Origin of the sequence: Roseovarius sp. (assembly GCF_030373445.1) — a bacterium.
In the GTDB taxonomy this organism is placed as follows: Bacteria; Pseudomonadota; Alphaproteobacteria; order Rhodobacterales; family Rhodobacteraceae; genus Roseovarius.
On record NZ_JAUCYU010000003.1, the window covers coordinates 214969 to 239210 of the forward strand.

Consider the following 24242-nt stretch of genomic DNA (forward strand, 5'->3'; position numbering starts at 1 on the left):
CGAGGACCGGTACGCCCGAAGGCGAGCATGCGTTTCAGCCCGTTGGCCCGGGCCGGTCAGCAGATCGGGTGACGACCAGCGCCTCGCAAATCGGGCCCTGGGACACGCCATCGATCAGGATCTCTGCCGTGACGAGCATTCGCTCGGTGTGCGCCCAGTGCGGGGCCGTGGCGGGCAGGTCGAGGGTGCCGTGCCCGCCCGCAGGCAGGGTTATGCTGACGCTTCCTGCAGGCGTTTTCCATCCTTCGGGCAGGACAAGACGCGCCTCGTAGACGGCCGTGCGTGCCAGGTTGTTTCGAAGTCTCACCGTGAACAGGACGTCGTCGCCTTTCGAAACGATGGAAAGATACGGATGCATCTGCGCCCAGAACAGGTCGACAAAGTGATCTGCGGGGTCGCCCACGAGATCACGGACCGCACGTTCCTTTCGATCAATGAAATCCGCGTATTCGTCCAGCCGGGTCGGTGACATGGCAATCAGGTCTCCATGGCCGGGGCAGATCAGCTCTGGCCGGGAGGCTTGAAGAACCTCTGCACAGCGGCGGTGCATGTCCAACTGGAAGCTGTTCCGCAGCACGGTTGTCTGGGCGGGCCGTTCGCGACCGTGCGACTGGTAAAGAAAGATATTGTCACCGGTGAAGGCGACGCGCGTGCCGTCGATGGTTCCGGAAATGATGGAGTGAAACTCCGTTTGTCCGGGGGCATGCCATATCCGGAAATCGAAGCCACGCCAGTGAAACGCCTCGCCATCGCTTAGCTCGCGGTCGACTTCGATGGGCTTGTGAAAGACACAAGGCAGGGCGGCCCAATATGAGGGGCTTGCGATCACTTTGGAGACATGATCGAGAGCCCAGCACTTTGTCCCGAAATGCTTTCGGAGATACGGGATACCGCAGACGTGATCGTTGTGGATATGCGTGGGGATCACCATCTCGATCTCTCGGACCGCGAAATCATCGAAAAGTTGCCCAAGATGATGTTCCACGAAGCGCAGCAGTTGCATGCTGTCGTGGTCGGCCTGGCCGTGAAGATGGCCGAGGGAAGATAGCCCGTAGTCGATGAGCATGGCGTGCCCCTGGCCATCGAGCACGACGTAGAAGTTCGAGCACGTGTAGGGGCCGGCCCAGAGAAGGTGCTCGGAAATCCTTTGCAGCTTGCTTTCGTAAAGCGTTTCGCGTTCGGCAAAGGGGCTGTCCGTGCCCGACGTCCTCTGACGGCCGACTTCGGACAGGGCAACAAGCCGTTTCTCCAGAGCCGAGATATTCGCGTTCACATCGTGGATCGGCGCGCCATGAGACGGAAAGGCCACGTCGACATTCTGGCGCTTCAGGGCCAGCAGGGATTGCATGGTGAACTCTATCCCGAGCATGTCGCCGTAATTGTATTCCATGGCATGAAGCTGGTAGAGCTTGCCGCCATTGACCATGAGGTCGCCGGTAAAGGCGACCCTGCGGCCGTCAATCTCGGCGATCAGGCTGACCATGCCATAGGTGTGCCCTTTCGCGGGAAGGACGTGAAAGACGTGGTCTTTCCACCCGAATGTCTCGTAATCGTTGAGTGTTGCGTCAACGCGGATGGACGTGCCGAGCGAGAAGAACGTGTTCTGGTCGTTCATGTTGTCGAATAGTCTGCGTGAATTCCAGAAACACTCGACGTTGTCGAAGAGGTGGCGCTCGTATTCCGGGACGGCGACTTTCGCACCGGCCTTCTGGAGACGCGGGGTTCCCCAACATTGATCGCGGTGATGGTGCGTGTGCAGGATCCAGTCGACCCTGTCGACGTGGACGGATGCAAGGTGATCTGCGACAGCGCCGGATCCGGCGTCAATCAGCAGGCACTCCTTCCCGGATTTGACGACGTAGACGTTACAACTGTCTGAAAATTTCCAGATGCTTGGAGAAAGCTGGATCATGGCTGGCCCCGAGCCCTTGGCCCCGGACGAAGGAACGTGCAGAACGGGTGGCCGGGCATCGCCGCCTCCGGGGTCATTTGCCCCTTAGACGGCGTAATCAGGATCCTGGACATCCAGCACCTTCCTGACCGCGGCGAGGTGGCGTTCGGCGAAGCCGGGGTAGTCTTCCCACTGGCGCGCGGTCTTTTCCGCGATCTCGGCAGGCGCCGGGTTCAGTTCCTTTCCCGTCGCGGCGGCGATGAGATACGTCTCGCAGGCGCGTTCGAAATGGTAGATGTCGTCGAAGGCCCCGGCGATGGTCTCGTTCACCACGAGGACACCGTGCTGGCCCATCATCAGGATGCGTTTCTCCTTCAGAAGGGTGGATAGTCTCTCGCCCTCTTCGGCCAGGCCCATGCCGTCGAAGCCCAGGTCGATCTCGACGCGGTTGTAGAACCGCATGCTTGTCTGGTCGAGCGGCGGCAACGAGGGATCCTTGAGGATCGAGAGCGCGGTGGCATAGCGGGAATGGAGGTGCATCACGCAGCGCGCCCCGGGGACGTTGCGGTGGATGGCACCGTGGATGGACCAGCCCGTCGGGTCCACCCTGTCGCGAAGGTCATCCGGCAGGTGCGCGGCCTCGAGGGTCAGCAGGTCCTGCGCCTTCAGCGTGCCCCAGTGAACGCCGTAGGGATTCATCAGGAAGCGCTCGCCGCCCGGGTCGAGCGCATAGCTGAAGTGGTTGGCAATTGCTTCGGACATGCCGAGGCGGTCGAACCATCGGAACGTCGCGGCAAGGTCTTTCCGCGCGGCCTGTTCGGGAGACGCGGTGTCGTTGGGGAGGTCTGGATGCTGCATTCTGGCTCTCCTTTCCGGTTGGGTCTGAGGCGAAGGTCGGTGCGCCCGCGACGTCAGGCCACGTCGCTGTAAAGCGACATGCCCATCTTGCGCAGGCGGCCGCCGACGACGTTGCGCTGAATCTCGGAGGTGCCTTCCCAGATGCGGTCGACCCGGATGTCGCGGTAGAGGCGTTCGACCGGGTTCTCGCGCATGTAGCCGCGCCCGCCGAGGATCTGGAGCGCCTTGTCGACGACCCGGCCCGCCACCTCGGAGCTGTGAAGCTTGAGGGCGCTGGCGTGGGAGTGGATCAGCGAGCGGTCTGCGCCGCTGTCGATCTCGGCGGCGACACGGTAAAGCATCGACTTGGCGGCGTAGAGCTCGACCGCCATGTCGGCGAGCATGAACTCGATCGCCTGGAAATCGCGGATGGCGCGGCCGAACTGGCGCCGCTCTGTGGCGTGGGCATTGGCGATTTCGGCCGCGCGTGTGGCGGCGCCCAGCGTGTGGGAGGCGATCTGGAGGCGGGCCTCGACGAACCAGTCCTTGGTCAGCTCGAACCCCTGCCCGACCTCGCCCAGCATCTTGTCAGCCGGCACGGGGGTGTCGTTGAAGACCAGCTCGGCGTGGTCATAGGCGAAGTTGTGCATGAATTTGGGCGAGCGGCGGTGCGTCGTGTTGGGGGGCGCGGTGTAGCAATCGGGCTTGTCGACGAGGAAGAGCGTGGGCTTGTCGGGGTCGCCGTCGACATGGGCGTGGACGATGATGAAATCGCTGGCATTGTAGGAGGTGACGAACCACTTCTCGCCGCTGAGCCGCCATTGCCCGTCGCGGAAATCGGCGCGGGTCTGGACCTGTCGCGGGTCGGAACCAGCGCCGGGCTCGGTGATGGCGAAGCAGCCACGGCGTTCGCCGCCGGCGGAGGGGATGAGATACTCCTCGATCTGCCGGTCGGTGCCGAATTTCAGGCTGACGGGCGCGCGCCAGACGGCGGACCAGAGGCCGTTGGTCACCCGGCCGAGCTGTTCCTCGATCAGGGTCTGCTCGACCATGGAATACCCCAGGCCGCCGTGCTCGCGGCCGAGGTTGATGCCGGCGAGGCCCCAGTCGCGCACCTTCTGGCGCAGGGGGGCGCGCTCGGCGTCGGGGAGTTCGCCATGCTCGTCGGTCATGACTTCGAGGGGTTCGAGCACCTGCTCGAAGAAGTCGCGGCCGAGTTTGGAGAGGGCGCGTTCGTGATCGGTGAAGGTGAAATCCATGGCTAGTCCTTCGGTTACGGAGCGGGGGTGCGGGGCGTCAGCAGTGCGTCGACGGCGCAGCATCCGCCGGGGCCTGCCAGCACGGGGTTGACGTCCATCTCGGCGATCAGGTCGCCGAGATCCGAGGCAAGGCGGGAGAGGCGCGCCAGCGCGTCGGCCACGGCGTCGAGATCGGCCGGGGGGCGGCCGCGAGCGCCGGTGAGCATGGCGCCGAGGCGCAGGCGGTCGATCATGCGGCGTGCGCCGGCGGGACCGAAAGGCGGCAAGGCGACGACGCGGTCCTTCAGGAGTTCGATCCAGATGCCGCCGGTGGCCAGCATGACGAGCGGGCCGAAGCTGTCGTCGTGAAGGATGCCGAAGGCCAGTTCGGCGCCTTTCGGGGCCATCTCGGCCACGATCGCCATCGGTCCGAGCCGGGCGGAGAGGTCGGCATAGGCGGCGCGGACGTCGTCGGCGGTCTGCAGACCGACGATGACGCCGTTCACGTCGCTCTTGTGGGCCACGCCGGGGGCGGCTGTCTTGAGGACGAGCGGCAGGCCGACGGTGGCGACGGCCGCCTCGATGTCGGCCGGCGAGGTGATGCGGGCGAGGCGCGGCGTGGGGATACCGTAGTCGGCGAGGAGCGAGAGCGCCTCGGCCTCGTCGAGGGGGGCCGCTTCCGTCAAGCGGATGCGCCACTTGGCGGCGATGCCGGGGGGGATTTGGGGAAGGGGATCGGGGCTGTTCGCGTGGCGGCGGGCATCGCGCCAGTCGAACAGCGCACGGACGGCGCGGAGCCCTTCGTCGGTGCCTTCGATGACGGGCAGGCCCGCCGCGATGGCGTCGCTGGCCATCACCGCGTGGTTCACGCCGGAGAAATTGCTGACCACGACGCCCGGCTTGCCGCTGGCGGCGGAGGCGCTGGCCAGCGCGTCGACGCAAGTGCCGGAAGTCCACGAGCCGTCGCGGATATCGACGAAGAGGCCAAGTACGCCGACATCCGGATCGGTGATGAGGGCGTTCATCATGTTGTTGATTTTGGGTTCGAAATCCTTCCCGGAGCCCCACGCGTCGAGCGGGTTTTCCGGGTGCAGCCCGGCGTCGAGATTGTCGGCGAGCCGGGCCTTGGTGTGCGCCGAGAGCACGGCATAGGGCACGTCCAGCTCTTCGGCGCGGTCGACGACCATCTCGCGCTCGCCGCCGGAATCGTGGACGCCGGCGAGGCGCCCGTCGGGCAGCGCGAGCGGATCGACATGGGAGAACATCTGCAGACAGGCGGCGAAGTCGTCGAGCGTGTGGGTCTCGATGACGTTATGGGCGCGGAACACGGCCTCGTAGGCGGCGGCGTTGCCGGCGATGGCGCCGCTGTGGCTGGCGGCGAAGCGGGCCGCCACCTCGCTTCGACCGACCTTGAGGATCACGACGGGAATGCCGCATGCCTCGGCGCGCTCGAGCGCCTCGCGGAAGCGTTCCGGGTCACGCGCGGTTTCCTGGAAGAGGCCGATGACCCCGGTTTCCGGCTGGTCGAGCGCCCAGTGCAGGTAATCCTCGCTCCGGGTGGCGATCTCGCGCCCCGTGGACACGGCGAGGGAGAAGCCCAGGCGGTCGTGATTGTAGGTCAGCGCGCTGAAGGCCGAACCGGATTGCGCGATCAGGGCGATATTACCACGCCTAAGAGCCACGCGAGGCGCGTAGGCCATGACGTTGAGCCCGTGGGAGGGATTGACGAAGCCCATGCTGTTGGGGCCGCACAAGGCCAGCCCGGCCTCGCGCGCCATGGCGGTGAGGCGGGCCAGAACGCCGTCGCCCTCGGCGCCCGCACCGTCGCAGCCGGCGAAGATCATCGCGGCGGGAATGCCCCGGTCGATGACCTCTGACAGGGCGGCCTCGGTTCGGGCCTCGCCCACGGCGATGACGGCCAGGTCCACGTGCGAGGCAATATGGGCAAGATTGGGTACGCAGGTGAGGCCGGAAATTTCCGTTTCCCTTGGGTTTACGGGGAAGAGACGGCCCGTGAAGCCCCCGGCCCTGGCCTGGTCGACCATCACCCGGCCCGGCGCCCCGGCGCGGTTCGACGCGCCGATCAGCGCGATGGATGACGGGCGCAGCAATGCGTTCATGCCGTTGCCCCGGTCGGTGTGCGGATCGATGCGGGAGGTCGTTTCACTACGTGGATGGGAGATCGTGTGCATGGCGGGCGGACGGGTGCTCGTGGGAGATGGATGCGGTGGTTCTGCACAAAACCGTATGAAAAGGCGGCGTCCCGCACCATGCCGGGATTTCTCACTACTTCATTACCTGGAGTTATGATAAGCTGCCGGTAAACAAGGAGAGTGCCCGTCGATGAGCCTGCGATCGAGACTGCCGTCGTCCGGTGCGTTGTTCGTCTTCGAAAGCGCCGCGCGGAAGCTGAGCTTTTCCGATGCGAGCCGGGAGTTCAACGTCACCCAGCCGGCGGTGAGCAAGACCATTCGCCAGCTCGAGGAAGACCTTGGCGTGCGGCTGTTCGAGCGCGGTTCCGGCGGGGTGACGCTGACCCGCGCGGGGCAGATCCTGGCGGATGCGGTCACGGGCGGATTCAGCCGGATCGAAGCCGCCTTCGACGAAATCGAGCGGCTCAAGGCCGATCCCGATACGGTCACGCTTTCGGTGACGTCAGCCTTCGCGATGCACTGGTTCATGCCCCGCATGGACCTGTTCCGGCAGACTTTTCCGGATATTCCGATCCGGTTCCAGATCCTGCATGACGAGTCGATCGGGCCGCTGGATGGCGCGAGCCTCGGGCTGCGGCGGACAGAAGATGCCGATTACGGGTTCGACAAGTGGTTCCTACAACAGGAACGGGTCGTTGCCGTGGCAAGCCCGGCCTACGTGGCGGCGCATGGCGGGCTGAAGGGCTGCGAGAGCCTTGCCGGGCACACGCTGGGCCATCTCAACCAGCAGCTTCGGCTTCCCTGGGCGAAGTACCTGTCGGAGATGGGATTTGCCTCGCCAGCCGAGGCGGCCGAGATCCGGTTCTCGGATTATGCGCTGCTGATGCAGGCGGTGATCAAGGGGCAATGCATCGGGCTGGGGTGGCGGTACATCGTCGAGCACGAGCTGGAACAGAAGGGGCTGGTGACGCTGTGCGACCGGGATTACCTGACCGGGCTCGACTATCATGTCGTTGCGGCACCCGACCGGCCATTGCGCGAGACCACCGCGCAGGTGCGGGACTGGCTTATCGCGGAGTTGCGCACCGGCGAGGCGCCGGCGCGGACGGAAACCGGCTAACCGTTGAACCGTTCGGAACGGTGGACTTCGGAGCCGGCGAAGAGGGTCAGGAGCACCTCGGTCGCGCCGATCTCGTAGGTGTCGCAGGTCAGGATATCGCGGTCGATCACGATGAGGTCGGCGGCGGTGTGGCGGGAGAGCCTGCCGGTTTCCGGCCGCCACGCCGCGGCGGCGGCGTTGAGAGTGTAGCCTTTCAGCGCATCCTCGCGGGTCAGGCGATGCTCGGGGTGGAAGGGCGGATCGTCGGGCTGGCCGACCTTCTGGCGGGTCATCGCCACTTCCATGATCTTGAACGGGTTGAGGGTGGAAACCCCCCAGTCGCTGCTGAGCGTGGCGGTGGCGCCCGCATCGACCAAGGCGCCGAACGGGTAGATGTCGGCCGAGCGGTCGGCACCGGTCATCGGCACGGCGACCTTGGTGACGGTGGGGGCGTTGCGGGCCCAGAGGCATTGCATGTTGGCCACGGCGCCGAGGTCGGCGAACCGCCCGATATCGGCGGAATGGACGCATTCGACATGGGTGAGCTGGTGGAGCGAGGGCCAGGCGCCGTTGGCCCGCAGCGCCGCCTCGACCCCGTCGAGCCCGGCGCGGGCCGCGTAGTCGCCGATCACGTGCATGTGGATCTGGAAGCGCAGCGCGTCGAAGGCGACGCAGAGCGCGTTGAGGTGATCGGGATCGAACATCAGGGGGTAGTTGCCGCCGGCGGCGTCCTTGTAGCCGTCGATCATGGCGGCGGTGCGGTTCTCGAACACGCCGTCGAGGAAGAACTTGGCGGAATGCAGGTGGAAGAGGCCGCCGGAGAAGGTGTCGCGCATGGCGACGAGGGCGGCGACATTGTCCTCGACGCTGAGCTCGGGCAGGACGAGGCCGGCGCCGCCGACCCGGAGCCGGAGGCTGCCCTCGGCGGCCATGCGCTGGTAGACGCGGGCGTGGCGTTCGGTAACGCGGGGGTCGATCACGCCGGTCAGGCCGTTGCGGTGGCAGAGCGCCTGCGCCTCGGCGATGCCCTTGACGTAATCGTCGTCGGTGACCGGGGGCATGCGGTTGTGCGCCCATTCCATCGCGCTTTCGTGCAGCATGCCGGTCGGCTCGCCCCTGGCGTCGCGGGCGAAGAGGCCGTTGTCGGGGTCGGGCGTGTCGCGGGTGAGGCCGAGGGCGGTGCAGCCGGCGGTGTTGAGGCAGGAGGAGTGGAGATCGGCCGAGAGGATATGGCAGGGCCGGTCGGGCACGGCGCGGTCGAGATCGGCGCGGCTGAGGTTGGCCTCGGAAAACGCGCCGGTGTCGTAGGCCACGCCGAGCACCCATTCGCCGTCATGCCCGGCGGCGAAGTCCGACAGCCTGTCGAGCAGGGCGTCGTGGGTCACCGCGCCGGTCAGGTCGGCCATGGCGCTGTATTGATAGCCGCTGTCCTGCAGGTGGATATGGGTATCCTGCATCCCCGGCAGCACCATCCGCCCCCCGGCGTTGATCACCTGGGTCAGGGGGCCTTTCAGCTCGGTGATGTCGTCATCGCGGCCGATGGCGAGGATCTTTCCGTCGTGCACCGCCAGCGCCGTGGCGCGCGGCAGGAGCGGATCCATCGTGACGATGTCGCCATTCACGAGGATCGTGTCGGCCATGGCCCTAGTCATCGTTGCGTCCTTTCGACATCAGCACTGCAAGCAGCAGGATTACGAGGGAGATCCCGATCAGGAAGGACGAAACCGCGGCGATGGTCGGGTCAAGCTCGTCCCGGAGGCCGCTGAACATCTTCTTGGTGAGGGTCGTGTTCTCTCCGCCCGAGATAATCGACGAAATCACGACTTCGTCCAGAGAGGTAAAGAAGGCGAAGAGTGCCCCGGACATCACCGCCGGCGAGATCTGCGGCAGGGTGACCGTCATGAAGGCACGGAGTTGCGAGGCGCCGAGGCTGCGCGCGGCGCGTTCGTAGCCGATGTCGAAATGGCTGAGCGCCGAGGAGACGGTGACGAAGACGAAGGGGATGGCGAGGCAGGTGTGTGCCAGCACGATACCCGTCATGGTGTGGACGAGGTTGAGCCGGGCATAGAGATAGAAGAGGCCGATCGCCGTGATGATGACGGGCACGATCAGCGGGCTGATCACCGCCAGAACGAGGGCGCGGGCCGCCGGCAGGCGCGAGCGCGCCAGCCCCCAGGCCGCCGCCACCCCGAGCGGCGTGGCCAGCAGCGTCGTGTAGACCGCCGCCCGAAGCGAAACCCATATCGCGGCGCGCCATTCCGGCGAGGTCAGGAAGTTGATGTACCACCGCAGCGACCAGTCCTTCGGCGGGAAGCGCATGAAGCGGCTGTCGGAGAAGGAGAGCGGCACCACGATGAAGATCGGGAAGACCAGATAGATCAGGATCAGACCGCACAGGATGTAAAGCCAGAGCCGCTGCAGGTGGGTGATCTGGGTGTCGGTTGCATTGCCTTGCAGCATCATCCGCCTCCGAACATGGTTTCGATCCGGGTCAGCCGGCTGAGCAGCCAGAACAGCACCACGGTGATGGCCAACAGGATCACCCCCAGCGACGAGGCCGCGCCCCAATCGAAATAGAGGGCCGCGTTCTGCTGGATCTTCATCGACACCATCACCACCTTGCCGCCGCCCAGAAGCGCCGGGGTCACGTAGACGCCGAGGCAGAGCACGAAGACGAGGATGGCCCCGGCGAAGACGCCCGGCAGGGAGAGCGGGAAGAACACCGTCCAGTAGGCCCGGATCGGCGAGGCGCCGAGATTCGAGGCCGAGCGCATGTAGGTCAGGTCGATCGTGCGCAGGCTGGCGAAGAGCGGCAGGATCATGAAGGGCAGCATGATGTGCAGCATGCCGATTACCGTACCGGTGAGATTGTTGACGAGCGCCAGGGGCCGCTCGATGACGCCCGTGCCGATCAGCGCGTCGTTGATCAGCCCGCGCCGCTGGAGCAGCACCATCCAGGCGTAGGTACGCACCAGAAGCGAGGTCCAGAAGGGCAGCAGCACGCAGATCATCATCAGCCCGGCGATACGCCTGGGCAGCTGGCTCATCAGGTAGGCGAGCGGGTAGCCGACGAGAATGGCGAGGCCGGTGACGAGCAGGCTGATGCGGAAGGTCTGGCTGAAGATCTCGAAATAGGCGGCTGTCCACATGCGCTGGTAATGCGCCAGCGAGAACTGGCCATCCTCGATCAGCGACAGCCAGAAGAGCCAGCCGACCGGGCCGAAAACCAGCACGACGATCAGCAGGAGCGCCGGGAAGGTGAGCGCGAAATGGCGGAAGGTTTCGCCACGGCCGGCGGCGGCAAGCTGGCGGGTGTTGTCGTCCGGAACAGCGTTTCCGGCGGGGGCCGTGTCGGATTGCGCGGTCATGCGGCACCGTCCGGGACGAGCACCGTGTCGTCGGAATGCAGGGCGAGCGCGATCTCGGCGCCGCCCTCGCCGATCCGGTCGAGCACCGTGCGCCGGGCGGGCCGGCGCATGACGATCTGCTGTCCACTGGCCAGCCGAATGCGGATTTGCAGGCTGTCACCCTGGAAGACCTTCTGCTCGATCGTGCCGTTGAAGCGGTTGTGGGTGGGTTCGAGCCCCGGTTCCCAGAACTCCAGCTTCTCGGGCCGGACCATCAGGTATCGCGCGTCCGGCGCCGAATGGTCATGGCGCAGCGGCTGGCCGGAGAGCGTGTAATCCACGCCCGAACGCTCGATCGGAAGGAGCGTCGATTCGCCCAGGAACTCGGCGACGAAGCTGTCGGCCGGGCGATTGTAGAGATCCGTCGGCGTGCCGAGCTGGGCGATCCGGCCGTGGTTGATGACCGCGATCCTGTCAGACATGGTCAGCGCCTCGCGCTGGTCATGGGTGACGTAGACCGTGGTGATGCCGAGCCTGTCGTGCAGGCTTCGGATTTCGAACTGCATCTGCTCGCGCAGGTTCTTGTCGAGCGCGGAAAGCGGTTCGTCCATCAGGAGCACGTCGGGTTCGAAGACGATGGCGCGGGCAAGCGCGATGCGCTGCTTCTGGCCGCCGGACAGGTTGCCGACACGCTGATCGGACAGGTGGCGCAGCTGCACGAGGTCGAGCGCATGGGCGACCCGCTGCTCGGTATCGGTGCGCGACATGCGCCGCATCCGAAGCGGATAGGCCACGTTCTCGGCGACGTTCAGGTGGGGAAACAGCGAGTAATGCTGGAAGACCATGCCGAAATTGCGCTTGTGCGGCGGCACGGCTGCAAGGTCGCGCCCGGCAATCCGGATATGGCCCTTCGTTGGCCGCGTGAATCCCGCGATGGTCATGAGAAGTGTCGTCTTGCCCGAGCCGGACGGCCCGAGAAGCGTCATGAATTCCCCTGCCCCGATCGCCAGGTCGATTGCGTCCAACGCGCGGAACGAGCCGTAGTGCTTCGACAGGCCGCTGATGGACAAGCCGGTTGAACCGTTCAATTCAGCCTCCATTACCTTAACGGGTGCCGCCCGGGGAGGCCCCGGGCGGCGTGGGCATCGCTTACTTGAGCATGAAGGCGTCCCAGCGCTCGTCAAGCTCGGTCAGGCGTTCGCCCCAGTAGCTGGGGCTGATGACGGCCTGCACCTTGAGGTGATCGGGCGCAGAGGGGCTGGTGGCGATCTTGTCCTCGGGGATCTTGCCGGTTTCGAAGGCAAGCGCGTTGGCCGGACCGTAGTTGATGTATTGCGGCAGGTTGGCCTGGATCTCGGGCGAGATCATCAGGTTGATCGCCTTCATCGCAAGGTCCTTGTTGGGCGCCCCCTTGGGGATGGCGACGCAGCTGACCGAAAGGGTGCCCTGATCCCAGACGATTTCGACCGGGAAGCCCTCTTCCCGAAGCACCTCGATACGGCCGTTCCAGATCGGCAGCATGTCGACCTCGCCATCGGCGAGCAGCTGGATCGACTGGGCGCCGGAATCCCACCAGGCGTCGATATGCGGCTTGATCTCTTCCAGCTTGGCGAAGGCGCGGTCAAGGTCGAGCGGGTAGAGCTCGTCCTTCGGCACGCCGTCGGCCAGAAGCGCCGCCTCGAGCATGGTGGGCGCCTCGTTGTAGAGGGCGCGGCGGCCGGGGAAGTTCTCGACATCCCAGAAATCGGTGAAGTTTGTCGGTGCCTTTTCCAGCGCCTCGGGGTTGTAGGCGAGGACGGTGGAGTAATAGAGGATCGAGACCCAGGTATCGGACCAGGCGTTGTCGTCGAGCCCCTCGGTGGACACGACGTTCCAGTCGAGTTCTTCGAAGAGGCCCTCGGCCTGGCCCTGGGCGCATTCGAAGCCGCCCAGGTCGACGATGTCCCAGGTCACGGCACCGGAGAGCACCTGGGCACGGACCTCGTGAACGCCGGTGTAGGTTTCTTCGCGGATGGTGATGCCGAGCTCGTCCTCGATGGGATCGAGGAAGGCGTCCCGCTCGGCCTGCTGGTAGTTTCCGCCCCACGAGACGTAGGTGAGGCTTCCTTCCGCGTGAAGCGGCGCGGCGCACAATCCGGCCGACGCGGCAATCGCGGTTGCAACAATGCGTTTCATTCGTTTTCTCCCTGTCGGTGTGGTCGAGGTTCCGGTTTACGTGTCGTTTCTTCGTTTTTTCGTTCGCGGTCTTCGGCCAGCGCGCTCCCGGAATTCGCGCCGTGGTTCGGAGCGCCCTTCGGGGTAGTAGCTTCCCGACACGAGGCGGCCCTGCAACTGGGAAGAAGAGTATCGGTGGAGGGGGCGCAGCCGAAGTCACAAATAGTAAGAGGTACATTACTTGAAGTTATGTTTTCGATGCATTGACCAGGGGATGACCGTGCGATTCCGACGCTTGATCGCAGGTGGTTGGAACGGCGATAGCGTGGATATCCGGTACAGCTGAATCTCTATGAATTCGTTGTTTTTACATGTTTTAATTACATATCGACCGGGCGCAATGGCGTGCCATGCAGACGAAGAACGCACTTCGTCCTGTCGCCATGTCGTACTTCGACGCGGTCATTTTGAAATGAGGCAGGGTTTTATGCAGGCGGTGCCTTGCGCTCGCCGAAACTCGCGTGTGGATCGGGCGATCGGGTCGCTGTCAGGCCCGCGGCCAAGGGATACCGCGGGCCCGTATTGAATTGCCGGGACGCCAGGCGCCCGGCTTGGCAGGGCGCGGCCGATCAGCCGGCCGCGGCGCCCGCCGGCGATGTCAGACCCGCTTCCTGCCCTGCCTGTTCAATGGCCTTGCGCAGGATGCCGACGACATCGTCGATCTGCGCCCGGGTGATGACAAGCGGCGGGGAGATGACGCAACGCTCGGCGATCGGGCGGACGATCAGCCCGAGTTCGAAGCAGATCTCGTCGACACGGGCGGCGAAGGCGCGGTCCTGCTCCGTTCCGTCTGGCTGGCTGGGGTCGAGCAGGCACTGGACGCAGCCGACCAGCCCCGCGGAGTGCACGGCCCCTGCCCCCGGCAGATCGAGCAGCGATTCCAGCGCCTTGCGGAAATATCCCGCGGTGTCGCGCGCGTGATCGACGATGCCCTCACGCTCCATCAGGTCGATATTGGCGAGGGCCGCGGCGCAGGAGACGGGCTGGTTGGAATAGGTGAAGCCGTTGTTGAACCAGCTGCCCTTCGCGTTTTCGCCCGAGATCCTGGCGATGACCGCGTCCGAGATCGCGAAGCCGCCCAGCGGCACGTAGCCCGACGTGACGCCCTTGGCGAAGGTGATGATATCGGGCGTCACGCCGAACACCTTTTCCGAGGCGAACCATTCCCCGCAGCGTCCGAAGGCGGTCACGACCTCGTCGGAGATATAGAGAATGTCGTGCTTTTCGCAAACCTGCTTGAAGCGGGCGTGGTAGCCTTTGGGCGGAATGATGACGCCCGCGTTGGCAAGCAGCGGCTCGGCGATGAAGGCGGCGACCGTGTCGGCCCCGAGACTCGCGATCCGGTCCTCGAATTCCTGCACGAGATCGTCGAGGAACTCGGCCTCGCTTCGGGTGCCCGCGTGGCGCGGGTTGGGCGAGGAGAGGAAGGAGACGCGGTCGGACTCGATGTCGAAATTGGCCCAGCTCCCCCGGCGCCCGGTGACGGAGGCCGCCAGCCCGGTCGAGCCATGGTAGCCGTCGATGCGCGAGATGATCCGCTTTTTCGCCGGACGGCCGAGGACGTTGTTGTAGAACTCGGTGAAGCGCAGCGCGCTGTCGACAGCGGTGGAGCCGCCCGTGGTGAAGAAGATCCGGTTCAGGTCCCCCGGCGTGAGTGTGGCGATCTTCTCGGCAAGGCGGGCGGAGGGGCTGGTGCTCATGTACCAGGGCGAGGCGAAGGAGATGGTCGCCGCCTGGTGCGCGATGGCATCGACGACTTCCTTGCGGCCATATCCGATCTGGGTGCACCACATCCCGGCCGGGCCGTCGATGAGCTTGCGGCCATCCTCGGCGTAGACATAGATGCCTTCCGCCCTGGTGAGTACCGGCATGTCATCCTTGCCCAGCGCGGCCATGTCCTGCGAGGGGCGTACGAGGTGCTTCTGGCGGGCGCCGGTGACGGTGGTTTGCTGAGTATCAGCCATGAACTTACCTCCAACTCTGCTCGCGCCGGGCCGGCGCGATCTGTTCCTGTGTGCATCGTGTGGGGCAGTCTGTGCACCGGGCGTCGCTGCCTGTCAACTTTTTTGATTGCTTAATCAATCATTATTTTGCAAGGATATCCCCATCGGAGGGCCCGCAACCTGATAAAACATTGACATGAACGGGCATTCCCGACCATTTAGGCGAAACCGCCGGGCGCCGGAAAAACAGGCATGCGGCCCATAGGAAGGATGAAGGTTCCATTCCTGCCAGCGAGAAAAAAAGCGAAGGCACGCCCACCGGGAAACCGGTGTCCCGCCGCGAGAAGAAGGTGTCGGAACGGCGGAGCAGCCTGATCCGGGCCGCGATCAACGTGATTGCCGCGAAGGGCCTGACCGGGGTCACGATGAATTCCATCGCAACCGAGGCCAAGTGCTCTTTCGGGGTTGTCGCCTTTCACTTCCAGTCGAAGGAGGGGGTGATCTTTGCCGCGCTCGACCACGCGGCGGAGGCGTATGAGGCCTATCTCGCCGAGTTGCGGGAAACGTCGAGCGGGCCGGCGGACCGGGTACGGAGCATGATCCAGGCAGATTTCAGCAAGCGGGCCAGCGGGCGGGCCTCGGTGGCGCTTTGGGTGGCTTTCTGGGCTGAATCGGTGCGGGTCGACAGCTACCGCGAGAGATGCGCCGAGATGCGCGCGCATTTCAACAGGATGGTGGCGGACGACCTTTCGGAGCTTGCCAGGCAGCGCGGCCGGGAGATCGACGCCTACCAGGTCGCGGTGTCCCTGAACGCCATGATCTCCGGCCTCTGGATTGAAGGCATCGTGTCGAACGAGGCGATTGCGAAGGGCCAGTCACAAGGGCGGGAGGCCTGCCTGGCCTTCCTGCGCCTGCATTTCCCCGAGGATTTCTGACGGAACGGCCGCACGGCCGGTTCGGGCCCGGCGGACCCTGGGACTGCATCCGCAATGCGCTCAAAGTGATCAGTGCTTTAGCGGGCCCTGCCCTTGCCGTGCCGCGCCGGGCAGATCCGCGGACCCAAGCGCCTTGTCGCCGGCATTCCTGAAGCAGCGGCGGAGGAGCGCGCCGGTATCGAGGATCATGACGGTGCCCCGTGTCGGACTTTGAATGCATCCGCAGACATCTTCGGCGATTTTCATCGTCGTGTCCTGGTGGCTGAGCGCGGTCATCTCGAAGACCTTGTCCTCGGCAGTGATCACGATCTCGTCGATCGAATCCACGAGGATGCCGTACTTGCTGCCTTCGCTCCTGAAGATCAGGACCTTTTCGCCTTCGCGTTCGGCGGTCGACAGGCCGTACAGCTTGCGCGGATTGATCAGGCTTATCAGCTCGCCGCGGAGGTTGATGACCCCGTCGACGAAATCGATCGCGTAGGGCGGCTGCAACAGGGTGTCGGGATAATCGATGACTTCGTTGACCTGCGTGGTGTCGAGGGCAAAGCGCTTCTCGAAGGCGAACACTATGAATGTCAGCCGGGCGCTTGATGACCTGCGTTCGCTTGCGACCTCGGTCTTTTCTTCCGGCGGGTGAACCTCCCGACAGCGCAGAGCGGTGTCGACGAGGATACGGTCTCGCTTCATGACCTCGTAGTCCAGCAACATGATGATCTCGTTGTCCTTGCCCAGAAGGCACCCCTCGACGATATCCGCACGCGGCAGTGCGAGCTTGGTGAACTCCAGGATTTCATCCTGGAAACAGGCAATTATGCTGTCGATCGAGTAGACCAGTAGCCCGATCGGCCCGCCATCCGTCTGGACGATCAGCATCTTGCGTTTCGGCGGCGATTCCCGGCTGGCCCTGAAATCGGACACGTCGCCCATGAACTTGCGGAAATCCGCCACGGGAATGACCGAACCGCGCAGGTTGGTGATGCCGATGAAGCAGTCATGCACGAGGATCGAGTCCATGATTTCCGGGGCTTCCATCACCTCCTTGACGTGCCGCAGGTCGATGGCGCAGGTGGTGTGGCCGAACTGGAACGAGATGCAGTTGAAGCGCTGCCCTCTCGATGCGGCGTTCGCGGGATCGCCGTCGTCCGGGAAACCCTCGCTACGCGGCACCTTGTCGAGACCGAGAATCTCGCACGGGTCGAGAATCTGGACGATGCGTTCGCCGCACTCGAGCTTGAGCAGCCCCTCGACGACCACGTCCTTGATCTTGCCATCACGCGGTCGGAAGTCGACGCGCGAGCGCTCTTCCACCTTGAGGACTTCGCCGGTCCGGTCGACCATGAGACCGATGCGATGGTCGCCGTCCTCGACGATGGCAACCTTGCGTTCGGTCGCCTGGCCCGCGGGGAGTTCCAGCAACTGGCGCAGGTCGACGACGGGTATGATCATTCCCCGCAGGTTGATCAGCCCCAGCATGAAGGGCGGCGACAGCGGCATGGCCGAAATCGTGGCCGGCTCGTTCACGACCTCGCGGATCACGCCGGCGCGCAGCGCGAATTCGGTCCGGTCGAGCCAGAACGACCCGTAGATCGTCTGGGCCGTGGGCACCGGAACCCGGTTCGGGGCGATAACCTCGGTCGTGGGCGGGCGCGTATCCCCGGCCTGATCCGTCGACAACGATGTCATGTCTTGCCTCCAAGTCGCGGGATCTGCATGACCTCGAACTCGCCCGTGGTGCAGTCGATTGTAACCTGCCGCCCGAGCACGCCGCCGGTGTCTTCGTAGATATTGCGCAGGCCCAGCTTGCGGACGGCCCGGTAGGCGCTGCCGGAATTGGTCGTGCCGACAAGGCGTTTCGGATCGGTGTCGGGTGGCATCGTCATGTTGGCCCCGCCCACGAGGATCGCCTTGATATGTTTCTTGTCGGTCGTACCGATTTCCATCAGCGAGACGAGCGAGCGCACCGCCTGGTCCACGTGCCGCCCGTCGATCTTTTCGGACACCTTGCCGGAATCGGAGAGGAGGCAATGCGCCAGGCCGTAGATGCCGCGGGCCGGGTAGAGGAAACCGAGCCCGATGCAGGACCCGAGTATGGCGGTCAGGACCTCTCCCGGCCGGGCCGTCTTGACCTCGCCGATCTGGACGTGGATTTTCCGGAGCGTGGTCATGCGGCCGGCCCGCCACTGCGCGACACCGGCCGGTAGATGATCGGTTCGACCTGCTCGAAATCGGTGTTGATATGCTTGAGGGATTCGCTTTCGCCAATGAACAGGACGCCATCGGGGTGGAGAAGCGACCGGGCATGTTTCAGGATCACCTCCTGGTCGGCCGCCGTGAAGTAGATCAGGACGTTGCGCAGGAAGATCACGTCGAACTGGGCCGTGTTTTTCAGCGGGTCGAGCAGGCTGTGCTGTCGGAAACGGATACGTGACCTGATCTGGGAGGTGACTTGCCAGCCGGACTCGTCGGAGCCGGTCATGTGCCGGGCGAACAGGTCGGGCCGGTCCTGGCGGAATCGGGCGACGGGGCGGCCCTTGTAGAGGCCGGCCGTTGCCACGTCGATCACGCGCGAGGAGATGTCGGTGCCAAGGATGGCATACTCGAACCGGTCGGCACGGCTTCGCATCTCTTCCAGGAAGACACCGGTGGTATAAGCCTCTTCCCCGGTCGAGGCGGCGGCGGACCACACCCGCAGCGGGCGGTTCTGCGCCTTCCGGATGAAGCCCGGCACATAGACCTCGTTGAAATAGGTCCAGACCCGGGGCGTGCGGTAGAAGTATGTCTCGTTCGTGGTGACCCTGTTGGTGAGTTCCTGGCGTTCGGCGGCATCCTGCGACAGGCGCGAGATGTAGGCCTTGTAGTCGGTCAGCCCGAGGTCTCGGAGACGGGGCCGCAGGCGCGTCACCAACAGGGAGCGCCGCGAGTCGCCGATGTTGATGCCGGTCTGGGAGTAGACGATGGCGCGCAGTTTCGCGAAATCGCCATCGCTCATGGTTTTCGAGCTTTCCATGGTGCTGCACTTCCCCTGCTAGTGACGTGGCCGTAGGCGTCAGGCGCCGAGTTTGGCGATTTCGCGGGTAAGACCCTCCGCGCCGATCCGAAGGCCGTCGGTGGCCTCGGCAATGGAATCGGAGGCGACCACGGCCTGCTCGGAGGCATCGACGATGCTCTGGATCGCCTCGGCCACGTCACGGGCGGCGGTCTGCTGCTCGTTGGCGGCGACGGAGATCTGCGTGATGGATTCGGTTGTATCCGAGATGCCGGCGAGGATCTTCGTGAAGGCGGCGCCCGCCTCTCGCGATACCTCGCTGCCCTGGGTCACGCGCTTGACCGTCTCGTTGATCAGCTTGGTGATTTCCTTGGTCGCCTGCGAGGACCGCTCGGCCAGCTTGCGCACCTCGTCGGCCACGACCGAGAAGCCGAGCCCGTGCTCGCCGGCGCGGGCTGCCTCGATCGCGGCGTTGAAGGCGAGCAGGTTGGTCTGGCCGGCGATTTCGCTGATGACCTTGACGATCTCGTTGATCTCCTCGGAGGAGGCGTTGATCAGGTCCATCGCCTCGATCGAGCGGTCGATGGCCTTTGCGCCGATATCGGCCTCTTCCTTGGTGCGCTTGGCGATCTCGTCCGAGAGGCCGCTGTTTTGCGCGATGGAGTCGATCGAGGCGCTGAGTTCCTCGACCGACGCGTTGATCTCCTCGGTGGTGCAGCCGAGAGTCTGGGCGCCTTCGGCGACCGTCTTGGCCTGCTTGTCGATATCCGCGGATTTCGCCACGAAATCACTGGCGATGCGCGACACGTTCTGTTCGACCGCTTTCTGGGCGGTGATGTCGGTGGCGAACTTGACCACCTTGAACGGTTTTCCCTTGGCATCGAGGATCGGATTGTAGGAAGCGTTGATCCACACTTCCTTGCCGTTCTTGCCGAAGCGGCGGTACTGCGCGGCGGCGAAATTTCCCGCTGCGAGATCAGCCCAGAAGGCCTTGTACTCGCCACTGCGCACGTAGTCCGGATCGCAGAACATGCGGTGATGCTTGCCGCGGATCTCTTCCAGCGCGTAGCCCGTCACGGCGAGGAAATTGTCGTTCGCGGTGAGGATCGTGCCGTCAAGCTCGAACTCGATCATTGCCTGTGCGCGGCTGATCGCGGCCATCGTGCCGTCCTGCTCGGCGGTGCGGAGCTTTTCATTGGTGATGTCGGTGGCGAATTTCACCACCTTGAACGGCCTGCCCCTGGAATCGAGGATCGGGTTGTAGGAGGCGTTGATCCAGACTTCGCGGCCGTTCTTGCCGAAGCGCTGGAATTCGCCGGTGGCGAAACGCCCTTCGGCCAGGTCGGCCCAGAACGACTTGTACGTGCCGCTGCCGGCATAGTCGGGATCGCAGAATATGCGATGGTGCCGGCCCTTGATCTCGTCCAGCGCGTAGCCGGTGACGTCGAGGAAATTGTCGTTCGCCGTAAGGATCGTGCCGTCAAGCTCGAACTCGATCACGGCCTGCGAGCGGTCGATCGCGGCCAGCTTGCCGTCCTGCTCGGCCGTGCGGAGCTTTTCGGCGGTGATGTCGGTGGCGAACTTGACCACCTTCAAGGGCTTGCCGTCGGCATCGAGGATCGGGTTGTAGGAGGCGTTGATCCACACCTCGCGGCGGTTCTTGCCGAAGCGCTGGAATTCGCCGGTGATGAATTCGCCCATCGCCAGCTGCATCCAGAAGTCACGATACGCGTCTGACGCGACCAGTTGCGGATCGCAGAACATCTTGTGATGGCGGCCCTGGATCTCGCCCAGGTCGTAGCCGAGCGTTTTCAGGAAATTGTCGTTCGCCGTCAGGATCGTGCCGTTCAGATCGAATTCGATCACCGCCTGAACGCGGTGCATGGCATCGACCATGCCTTGCAGGTGCAGGTCGTCGTTGTTGGAAACGTCGGCTGTTGTTGCAGCCGCATTGCTCTTGGCGGTCATGGCCCGGGCCTCAATCTGAATATCACCTGCGGGCAACATCCGCGCGGGGCCTTAAATCCCCGTTAAAGCCGGGCAAGGCCGGGGCGGCTTCGTTACGGGCATTTAGCGAAAATTCACCCGTGTTGGGCGGGGCGGCCTGCGCTCCGGCTCCCAGTGACATCCGCCCGCGGTGCGCGGACCGGGCTAGTTGCTGTGGTAGACGAAGACCATCTGCCGCGTGGTCCCTTCCGGCGGGGGAGGAAACGGCGCGGACTTGCGGACCTGGGCCACCGCCGCCTGGTCGATGCCGGAAGAGCCGGAACTGTTGACCACCCTGACCCATGCGACCGATCCGTCCGCGTTGATCTGGAACTGGACACGGGCAGAGCCACGGGCCGAGGTGGCCATCCTTGCAGTGCTGTTGAGATGGGTCAGCACGCGGCCCGCGTAGTTGGCCGCCTCGGCATTGCCGGAGGCGCCGAGGTTGCCGAAGACCGACGCGCTGGCGGCCGCCAGACCGCCATTCTGCGCCAGCAGTTCGAGACCGCTGCTCTGGATCCGGGTGCGCTGGGTGCCGTCGGTCTCGGGACCCGGCTGCGCCTCGGGATTGCGCAGCGCCTCGGTGCTGGGACGTTGTTTCGGGGGACGCAGCGAGCGGGTGACGGCGGTGCTCTGGACCGTCTCGTCGCTGGGCGCGGCCGGGATGTCGGGGGTTTCCTCCGTCGCCTCGATCGTCACCTGGGGGGTATCGGGCTGGCGGGCCTCCTCCGGCGCGTCCTGTTCCTCCGGCGTGGGCTCGGCTTCTTCCGCCTCGGTGGTGGTCTCCGGCGAAAGGGGTTGCTGGGCGGCAAGCTCGGTCTCGGCCTCCTGCTCGGCGCCTGACGGATCGGCCGCATCCGGCGTCGTGATCTCTGACGTGCCGGTGCCGGTGCCGGGCGTCACCTCGTTTTGAGGGTTGTCCGATTCGACAAGCGCATTCGACGTGGGCGTCGTATCCTCTACCGGGTCGGGCGCGGAGACCTCGGGCTTTTCCATCGGTTCGGTCGGCTCGGGTTCGATGGGCTCGGGGGCGGATTCGACGAAATCGTCGAATGTGCCACTGACCTCGGGCGGGGGAGTGGCCGTATCGTCCGGCGCGCTTTGAATGTCGTGAGAGGCGAACCTGAGGCCCAGCACGTGCAGCAACAGGGAGGCCAGGATGGCCACCGCGGCGACGAGAAGTGAGCGTCTGACCATCAAAGCTCCCGGCGCGCACCGGAGGGGCCTGACGGAACGACCGGACATGACGCGCCATGAACCGGCAGGGAGGCCGGTTTCGCGCCATGCGCTGCGTTGGTCGATCTTCTCATCTTGGCGACCCCGATTGCTTTGGGACGAAGTTCAGGACGGGCAATACACGGTGACCGGCATCGGCTATGTGGTTCGCTTCGACAATTAGTGCAAGAGCGCGTCCCGGTCCATCGCGGGACGGAGGCGCGAGGGAGTCGAAATGACATGAAACCGCGGATTCCTGCCTGCATTTCCCGGAAATTTGATAGGTCGTTACCATGCCGATCGAGGTGTTGCCACGTGCCCGAAGTACGCGGGTCAGACGGCCTCCCGCGGGCCGAGCCCCCGAAATTCGGCGGTTCGTGCGAAATCCCAGAACGCGGTGACCGCGACGGATCGCGGGGTGCCCGGCCTTTTCACCAAGTAGATATCCCGCTCCGTTCCCGGATCCAGGGGCACGGCGTGGATCTGCCCCAGGTCCATCGGCAGGGACAGCGACGCCACGATGGCGTTGCCCTGCCCCGAGCCGACGAGCGCGAGTATGGAATGCGTCTGCTGCACACGGTGACGGATATCGGGCGTGATACCGGCGCGCCGGAACCAGTCGAGAATGGCAGGCTCGTTTCCGGCAAGGGTCATGATGAAGGGGAACCCCGCCAGGTCGCCGGGCGACAGGGCCGGCCGATCCGCAAGCGGCCCTTGTTCGGGCACAAGGGCGACAAGCCGGTCGGTCGCGATGGAAAGCACGTCGAGGTCATCTACGGGGCCGGACAGGACGGCAACATCGGTCAGCCCTTTCGAAATCGCCTCGCGCGTTTCGGCATCCGTCCCTTCCTGGATGCTGACCTCGATGCCGGGATGTTTCCGCCGGAACCGTTTCACGAGATCGGGCAGGATACGGGTAGAGGCGGTCGGGCCGAAAGACCCGATCCGCAAGTGTCCCGCGCGGTTACTGCGAAGGGCGGAGAGATCATCGCGCAGGGCGGCGAGCGACCGGTCGACCTCTGTCGCGTGTTCGACGACGATCTCCCCGGCCTCGGTCAGCGTGAGGGGCCGGGTTTCGCGCCGCAGCAGGGTCAGGCCGGTGGCCTTTTCATAGCCGGCGATGGCCCGGCTGACAGCGGATTGCGTGAGGCCCAGCGCGATAGCCGTGCGCGAGACGCTGCCGGTGGCGGCAAGGCTTTTGAGGGCGCGCAGGACGGTTAGAGAGGGATCGGACATGATTATGACCAAAACTCATTTTTCCGTGCAATACAATTAATCTAGGAAATAAATCAACGCGTGACGAAAAGGGGAAACTTGCATGACCGCCGCACTCTCCAAGATTGACGATCTTCCCGAAAAGCTGACCGGACCCTCTGCATGGATCGGCCGCGACATGGCCAGGCAGCCCGAGAAGTGGCTTTATCACCTCTCGGAGGCCGATATCGCCGACCTGGAACAGGCGGCGGAGCACTTCCTGGGCCTTGGCCGGGACGTCGGTGAGATTACCAGCGAGGATTTCCCGCTTAAGCGCTTTACCGGCCACCTGGGCGACCTGCGGCACACGATGCGCGAGGGGGTCGGTGTCGAGGTGCTGCGCGGTTTGCCGGTTTCAGAGTACAGCCAGCAGATGGCAGCGACCATTTTCTGCGGGATCGGCACGCATATCGGCAGCGCGCGGTCGCAGAATGCGCAAGGACATATCCTCGGCCACGTGCGGGATATCGGGGCGGATGCCAACGACCCGAACAGCCGGATCTACCAGACCTCGGCCCGGCAGACCTTCCATACCGACAGCGCCGACGTTGTGGGCCTGCTGTGCCTGAAGAAGGCGAAGGAAGGCGGCCGGTCGCTTCTGGTCAGCGCCGAGAGCATCTATAACCGGATGCGGGCGGAACGGCCGGACCTGTTGCTGAAGCTGTTCGACCCGATCGCCACGGACCGGCGGGGCGAGGTGCCGGAGGGCGCGAAGCCGTTCATGGAGATCCCGGTGCTGAACTGGCACGAGGGGTGCCTGACGGTCTTCTACCAGCGCCAGTATATCGACAGCGCCCAGCGGTTCGACGACGCCATGAGGCTGACGCCGGAGCATGTCGAGGCGCTCGACATGTTCGACCGGCTGGCCGACGATCCGGAGCTGAATTTCGCGATGGATCTCGAGCCGGGGGACATGCAGTTCGTGTACAACCATTCGCAGTTGCATGACCGGACCGGCTTTCTCGACTGGCCCGACCCGAAGGAGCGCCGGCACCTGCTGCGGCTCTGGCTGTCGCTGGAAGGGGATCGCCCGCTGCCGGAGTGTTTCAGGGAGCGGTACGGATCGATCGAGATCGGCAATCGGGGCGGGATCATCACCAGGGAGACGCGGCTGCACGCCCCGCTCGATTAAGCCGCCGGTCCG

General features: G+C 64.8%; 20 protein-coding genes. 4 read left to right on the plus strand and 16 right to left on the minus strand.

What is annotated here, in order from left to right:
- Nucleotides 1-34: 34 nt before the first annotated feature.
- From QUV18_RS07375 to QUV18_RS07390, 4 genes are all read right to left on the minus strand, one after another.
- Nucleotides 35-1912, minus strand: coding sequence for an MBL fold metallo-hydrolase (locus QUV18_RS07375; protein WP_300892931.1), 1878 nt, complete (start codon nucleotides 1910-1912; stop codon nucleotides 35-37).
- An 84-nt stretch (nucleotides 1913-1996) separates the two neighbouring features.
- Nucleotides 1997-2749 (minus strand): class II aldolase/adducin family protein, encoded by a 753-nt coding sequence (locus tag QUV18_RS07380; protein ID WP_300892933.1) that lies wholly within the window; start codon nucleotides 2747-2749, stop codon nucleotides 1997-1999.
- Nucleotides 2750-2802: 53 nt separating this feature from the next.
- Nucleotides 2803-3987: an acyl-CoA dehydrogenase family protein gene (locus tag QUV18_RS07385; RefSeq protein ID WP_300892935.1), complete on the minus strand. Its 1185-nt coding sequence runs from the start codon at nucleotides 3985-3987 to the stop codon at nucleotides 2803-2805.
- Nucleotides 3988-4001: 14 nt separating this feature from the next.
- Complete coding sequence (locus QUV18_RS07390) at nucleotides 4002-6086, minus strand: acetate--CoA ligase family protein (protein WP_300892936.1); 2085 nt, start codon at nucleotides 6084-6086, stop codon at nucleotides 4002-4004.
- Between the two features lie 223 nt (nucleotides 6087-6309).
- Here QUV18_RS07390 and QUV18_RS07395 point away from each other — a divergent pair, with 223 nt between their 5' ends.
- Nucleotides 6310-7239 carry a LysR substrate-binding domain-containing protein gene (locus QUV18_RS07395; protein ID WP_300892938.1) on the plus strand — a complete coding sequence of 310 codons (930 nt, stop codon included), beginning with the start codon at nucleotides 6310-6312 and terminating at the stop codon, nucleotides 7237-7239.
- On the opposite strand, the gene QUV18_RS07400 is transcribed toward QUV18_RS07395, so the two are convergent.
- From QUV18_RS07400 to QUV18_RS07425, 6 genes are all read right to left on the minus strand, one after another.
- On the minus strand, nucleotides 7236-8870 hold the full coding sequence (locus tag QUV18_RS07400) for an amidohydrolase (RefSeq protein ID WP_300892939.1): 1635 nt from the start codon (nucleotides 8868-8870) through the stop codon (nucleotides 7236-7238). The genes QUV18_RS07395 and QUV18_RS07400 overlap by 4 nt on opposite strands.
- Entirely contained in the window at nucleotides 8863-9678 is an 816-nt protein-coding gene (locus QUV18_RS07405; RefSeq protein WP_300892940.1) for an ABC transporter permease, read from the minus strand. Before QUV18_RS07405 ends, QUV18_RS07400 begins: the two co-directional genes overlap by 8 nt.
- Entirely contained in the window at nucleotides 9678-10586 is a 909-nt protein-coding gene (locus QUV18_RS07410) for an ABC transporter permease (RefSeq protein WP_300892942.1), read from the minus strand. The genes QUV18_RS07405 and QUV18_RS07410 overlap by 1 nt, the downstream gene beginning before the upstream one ends.
- A complete protein-coding gene (locus QUV18_RS07415) occupies nucleotides 10583-11635 on the minus strand; it encodes an ABC transporter ATP-binding protein (protein WP_300892944.1) in 1053 nt (350 codons plus the stop codon). The genes QUV18_RS07410 and QUV18_RS07415 overlap by 4 nt, the downstream gene beginning before the upstream one ends.
- 79 nt (nucleotides 11636-11714) lie before the next feature.
- Nucleotides 11715-12740 carry an ABC transporter substrate-binding protein gene (locus tag QUV18_RS07420; protein ID WP_300892946.1) on the minus strand — a complete coding sequence of 342 codons (1026 nt, stop codon included), beginning with the start codon at nucleotides 12738-12740 and terminating at the stop codon, nucleotides 11715-11717.
- A 608-nt stretch (nucleotides 12741-13348) separates the two neighbouring features.
- The gene (locus QUV18_RS07425; protein WP_300892948.1) at nucleotides 13349-14743 is read right to left on the minus strand and encodes an aminotransferase; all 1395 of its coding nucleotides are present in this window, start codon (nucleotides 14741-14743) and stop codon (nucleotides 13349-13351) included.
- Nucleotides 14744-15051: 308 nt separating this feature from the next.
- Between QUV18_RS07425 and QUV18_RS07430 the strand changes: the two genes are divergently transcribed.
- Entirely contained in the window at nucleotides 15052-15657 is a 606-nt protein-coding gene (locus tag QUV18_RS07430) for a TetR family transcriptional regulator C-terminal domain-containing protein (protein ID WP_300892949.1), read from the plus strand.
- A gap of 69 nt (nucleotides 15658-15726) precedes the next feature.
- Here QUV18_RS07430 and QUV18_RS07435 read toward each other — a convergent pair whose 3' ends face one another.
- The 5 genes from QUV18_RS07435 to QUV18_RS07455 form a co-directional block, all read right to left on the minus strand.
- Entirely contained in the window at nucleotides 15727-17340 is a 1614-nt protein-coding gene (locus tag QUV18_RS07435) for a chemotaxis protein CheW (protein ID WP_300892951.1), read from the minus strand.
- Nucleotides 17337-17822 carry a chemotaxis protein CheD gene (locus QUV18_RS07440; RefSeq protein WP_300892952.1) on the minus strand — a complete coding sequence of 162 codons (486 nt, stop codon included), beginning with the start codon at nucleotides 17820-17822 and terminating at the stop codon, nucleotides 17337-17339. Before QUV18_RS07440 ends, QUV18_RS07435 begins: the two co-directional genes overlap by 4 nt.
- Nucleotides 17819-18646, minus strand: a complete 828-nt coding sequence (locus QUV18_RS07445) for a protein-glutamate O-methyltransferase CheR (RefSeq protein ID WP_300892954.1) — start codon at nucleotides 18644-18646, stop codon at nucleotides 17819-17821. The genes QUV18_RS07440 and QUV18_RS07445 overlap by 4 nt, the downstream gene beginning before the upstream one ends.
- 57 nt (nucleotides 18647-18703) lie before the next feature.
- Nucleotides 18704-20611 (minus strand): PAS domain-containing methyl-accepting chemotaxis protein, encoded by a 1908-nt coding sequence (locus tag QUV18_RS07450; RefSeq protein ID WP_300892956.1) that lies wholly within the window; start codon nucleotides 20609-20611, stop codon nucleotides 18704-18706.
- A gap of 183 nt (nucleotides 20612-20794) precedes the next feature.
- The gene (locus QUV18_RS07455) at nucleotides 20795-21826 is read right to left on the minus strand and encodes an energy transducer TonB (RefSeq protein WP_300892957.1); all 1032 of its coding nucleotides are present in this window, start codon (nucleotides 21824-21826) and stop codon (nucleotides 20795-20797) included.
- A gap of 46 nt (nucleotides 21827-21872) precedes the next feature.
- Between QUV18_RS07455 and QUV18_RS07460 the strand changes: the two genes are divergently transcribed.
- On the plus strand, nucleotides 21873-22028 hold the full coding sequence (locus QUV18_RS07460) for a hypothetical protein (RefSeq protein WP_300892958.1): 156 nt from the start codon (nucleotides 21873-21875) through the stop codon (nucleotides 22026-22028).
- 149 nt (nucleotides 22029-22177) lie between these two features.
- On the opposite strand, the gene QUV18_RS07465 is transcribed toward QUV18_RS07460, so the two are convergent.
- Nucleotides 22178-23080 (minus strand): LysR family transcriptional regulator, encoded by a 903-nt coding sequence (locus QUV18_RS07465; RefSeq protein WP_300892960.1) that lies wholly within the window; start codon nucleotides 23078-23080, stop codon nucleotides 22178-22180.
- A gap of 82 nt (nucleotides 23081-23162) precedes the next feature.
- Here QUV18_RS07465 and QUV18_RS07470 point away from each other — a divergent pair, with 82 nt between their 5' ends.
- Complete coding sequence (locus QUV18_RS07470) at nucleotides 23163-24230, plus strand: TauD/TfdA family dioxygenase (protein WP_300892962.1); 1068 nt, start codon at nucleotides 23163-23165, stop codon at nucleotides 24228-24230.
- The last annotated feature ends 12 nt before the right edge of the window (nucleotides 24231-24242 follow it).

Bases quoted from the DNA above. Each gene is read 5' to 3' on its own strand.
- QUV18_RS07375 (WP_300892931.1), bottom strand. From the start codon at position 1,912: ATGATCCAGCTTTCTCCAAGCATCTGGAAATTTTCAGACAGTTGTAAC.
- QUV18_RS07380 (WP_300892933.1), bottom strand. From the start codon at position 2,749: ATGCAGCATCCAGACCTCCCCAACGACACCGCGTCTCCCGAACAGGCC.
- QUV18_RS07385 (WP_300892935.1), bottom strand. From the start codon at position 3,987: ATGGATTTCACCTTCACCGATCACGAACGCGCCCTCTCCAAACTCGGC.
- QUV18_RS07390 (WP_300892936.1), bottom strand. From the start codon at position 6,086: ATGAACGCATTGCTGCGCCCGTCATCCATCGCGCTGATCGGCGCGTCG.
- QUV18_RS07395 (WP_300892938.1), top strand. From the start codon at position 6,310: ATGAGCCTGCGATCGAGACTGCCGTCGTCCGGTGCGTTGTTCGTCTTC.
- QUV18_RS07400 (WP_300892939.1), bottom strand. From the start codon at position 8,870: ATGACTAGGGCCATGGCCGACACGATCCTCGTGAATGGCGACATCGTC.
- QUV18_RS07405 (WP_300892940.1), bottom strand. From the start codon at position 9,678: ATGCTGCAAGGCAATGCAACCGACACCCAGATCACCCACCTGCAGCGG.
- QUV18_RS07410 (WP_300892942.1), bottom strand. From the start codon at position 10,586: ATGACCGCGCAATCCGACACGGCCCCCGCCGGAAACGCTGTTCCGGAC.
- QUV18_RS07420 (WP_300892946.1), bottom strand. From the start codon at position 12,740: ATGAAACGCATTGTTGCAACCGCGATTGCCGCGTCGGCCGGATTGTGC.
- QUV18_RS07425 (WP_300892948.1), bottom strand. From the start codon at position 14,743: ATGGCTGATACTCAGCAAACCACCGTCACCGGCGCCCGCCAGAAGCAC.
- QUV18_RS07435 (WP_300892951.1), bottom strand. From the start codon at position 17,340: ATGACATCGTTGTCGACGGATCAGGCCGGGGATACGCGCCCGCCCACG.
- QUV18_RS07440 (WP_300892952.1), bottom strand. From the start codon at position 17,822: ATGACCACGCTCCGGAAAATCCACGTCCAGATCGGCGAGGTCAAGACG.
- QUV18_RS07445 (WP_300892954.1), bottom strand. From the start codon at position 18,646: ATGAGCGATGGCGATTTCGCGAAACTGCGCGCCATCGTCTACTCCCAG.
- QUV18_RS07450 (WP_300892956.1), bottom strand. From the start codon at position 20,611: ATGACCGCCAAGAGCAATGCGGCTGCAACAACAGCCGACGTTTCCAAC.
- QUV18_RS07455 (WP_300892957.1), bottom strand. From the start codon at position 21,826: ATGGTCAGACGCTCACTTCTCGTCGCCGCGGTGGCCATCCTGGCCTCC.
- QUV18_RS07460 (WP_300892958.1), top strand. From the start codon at position 21,873: ATGACGCGCCATGAACCGGCAGGGAGGCCGGTTTCGCGCCATGCGCTG.
- QUV18_RS07465 (WP_300892960.1), bottom strand. From the start codon at position 23,080: ATGTCCGATCCCTCTCTAACCGTCCTGCGCGCCCTCAAAAGCCTTGCC.
- QUV18_RS07470 (WP_300892962.1), top strand. From the start codon at position 23,163: ATGACCGCCGCACTCTCCAAGATTGACGATCTTCCCGAAAAGCTGACC.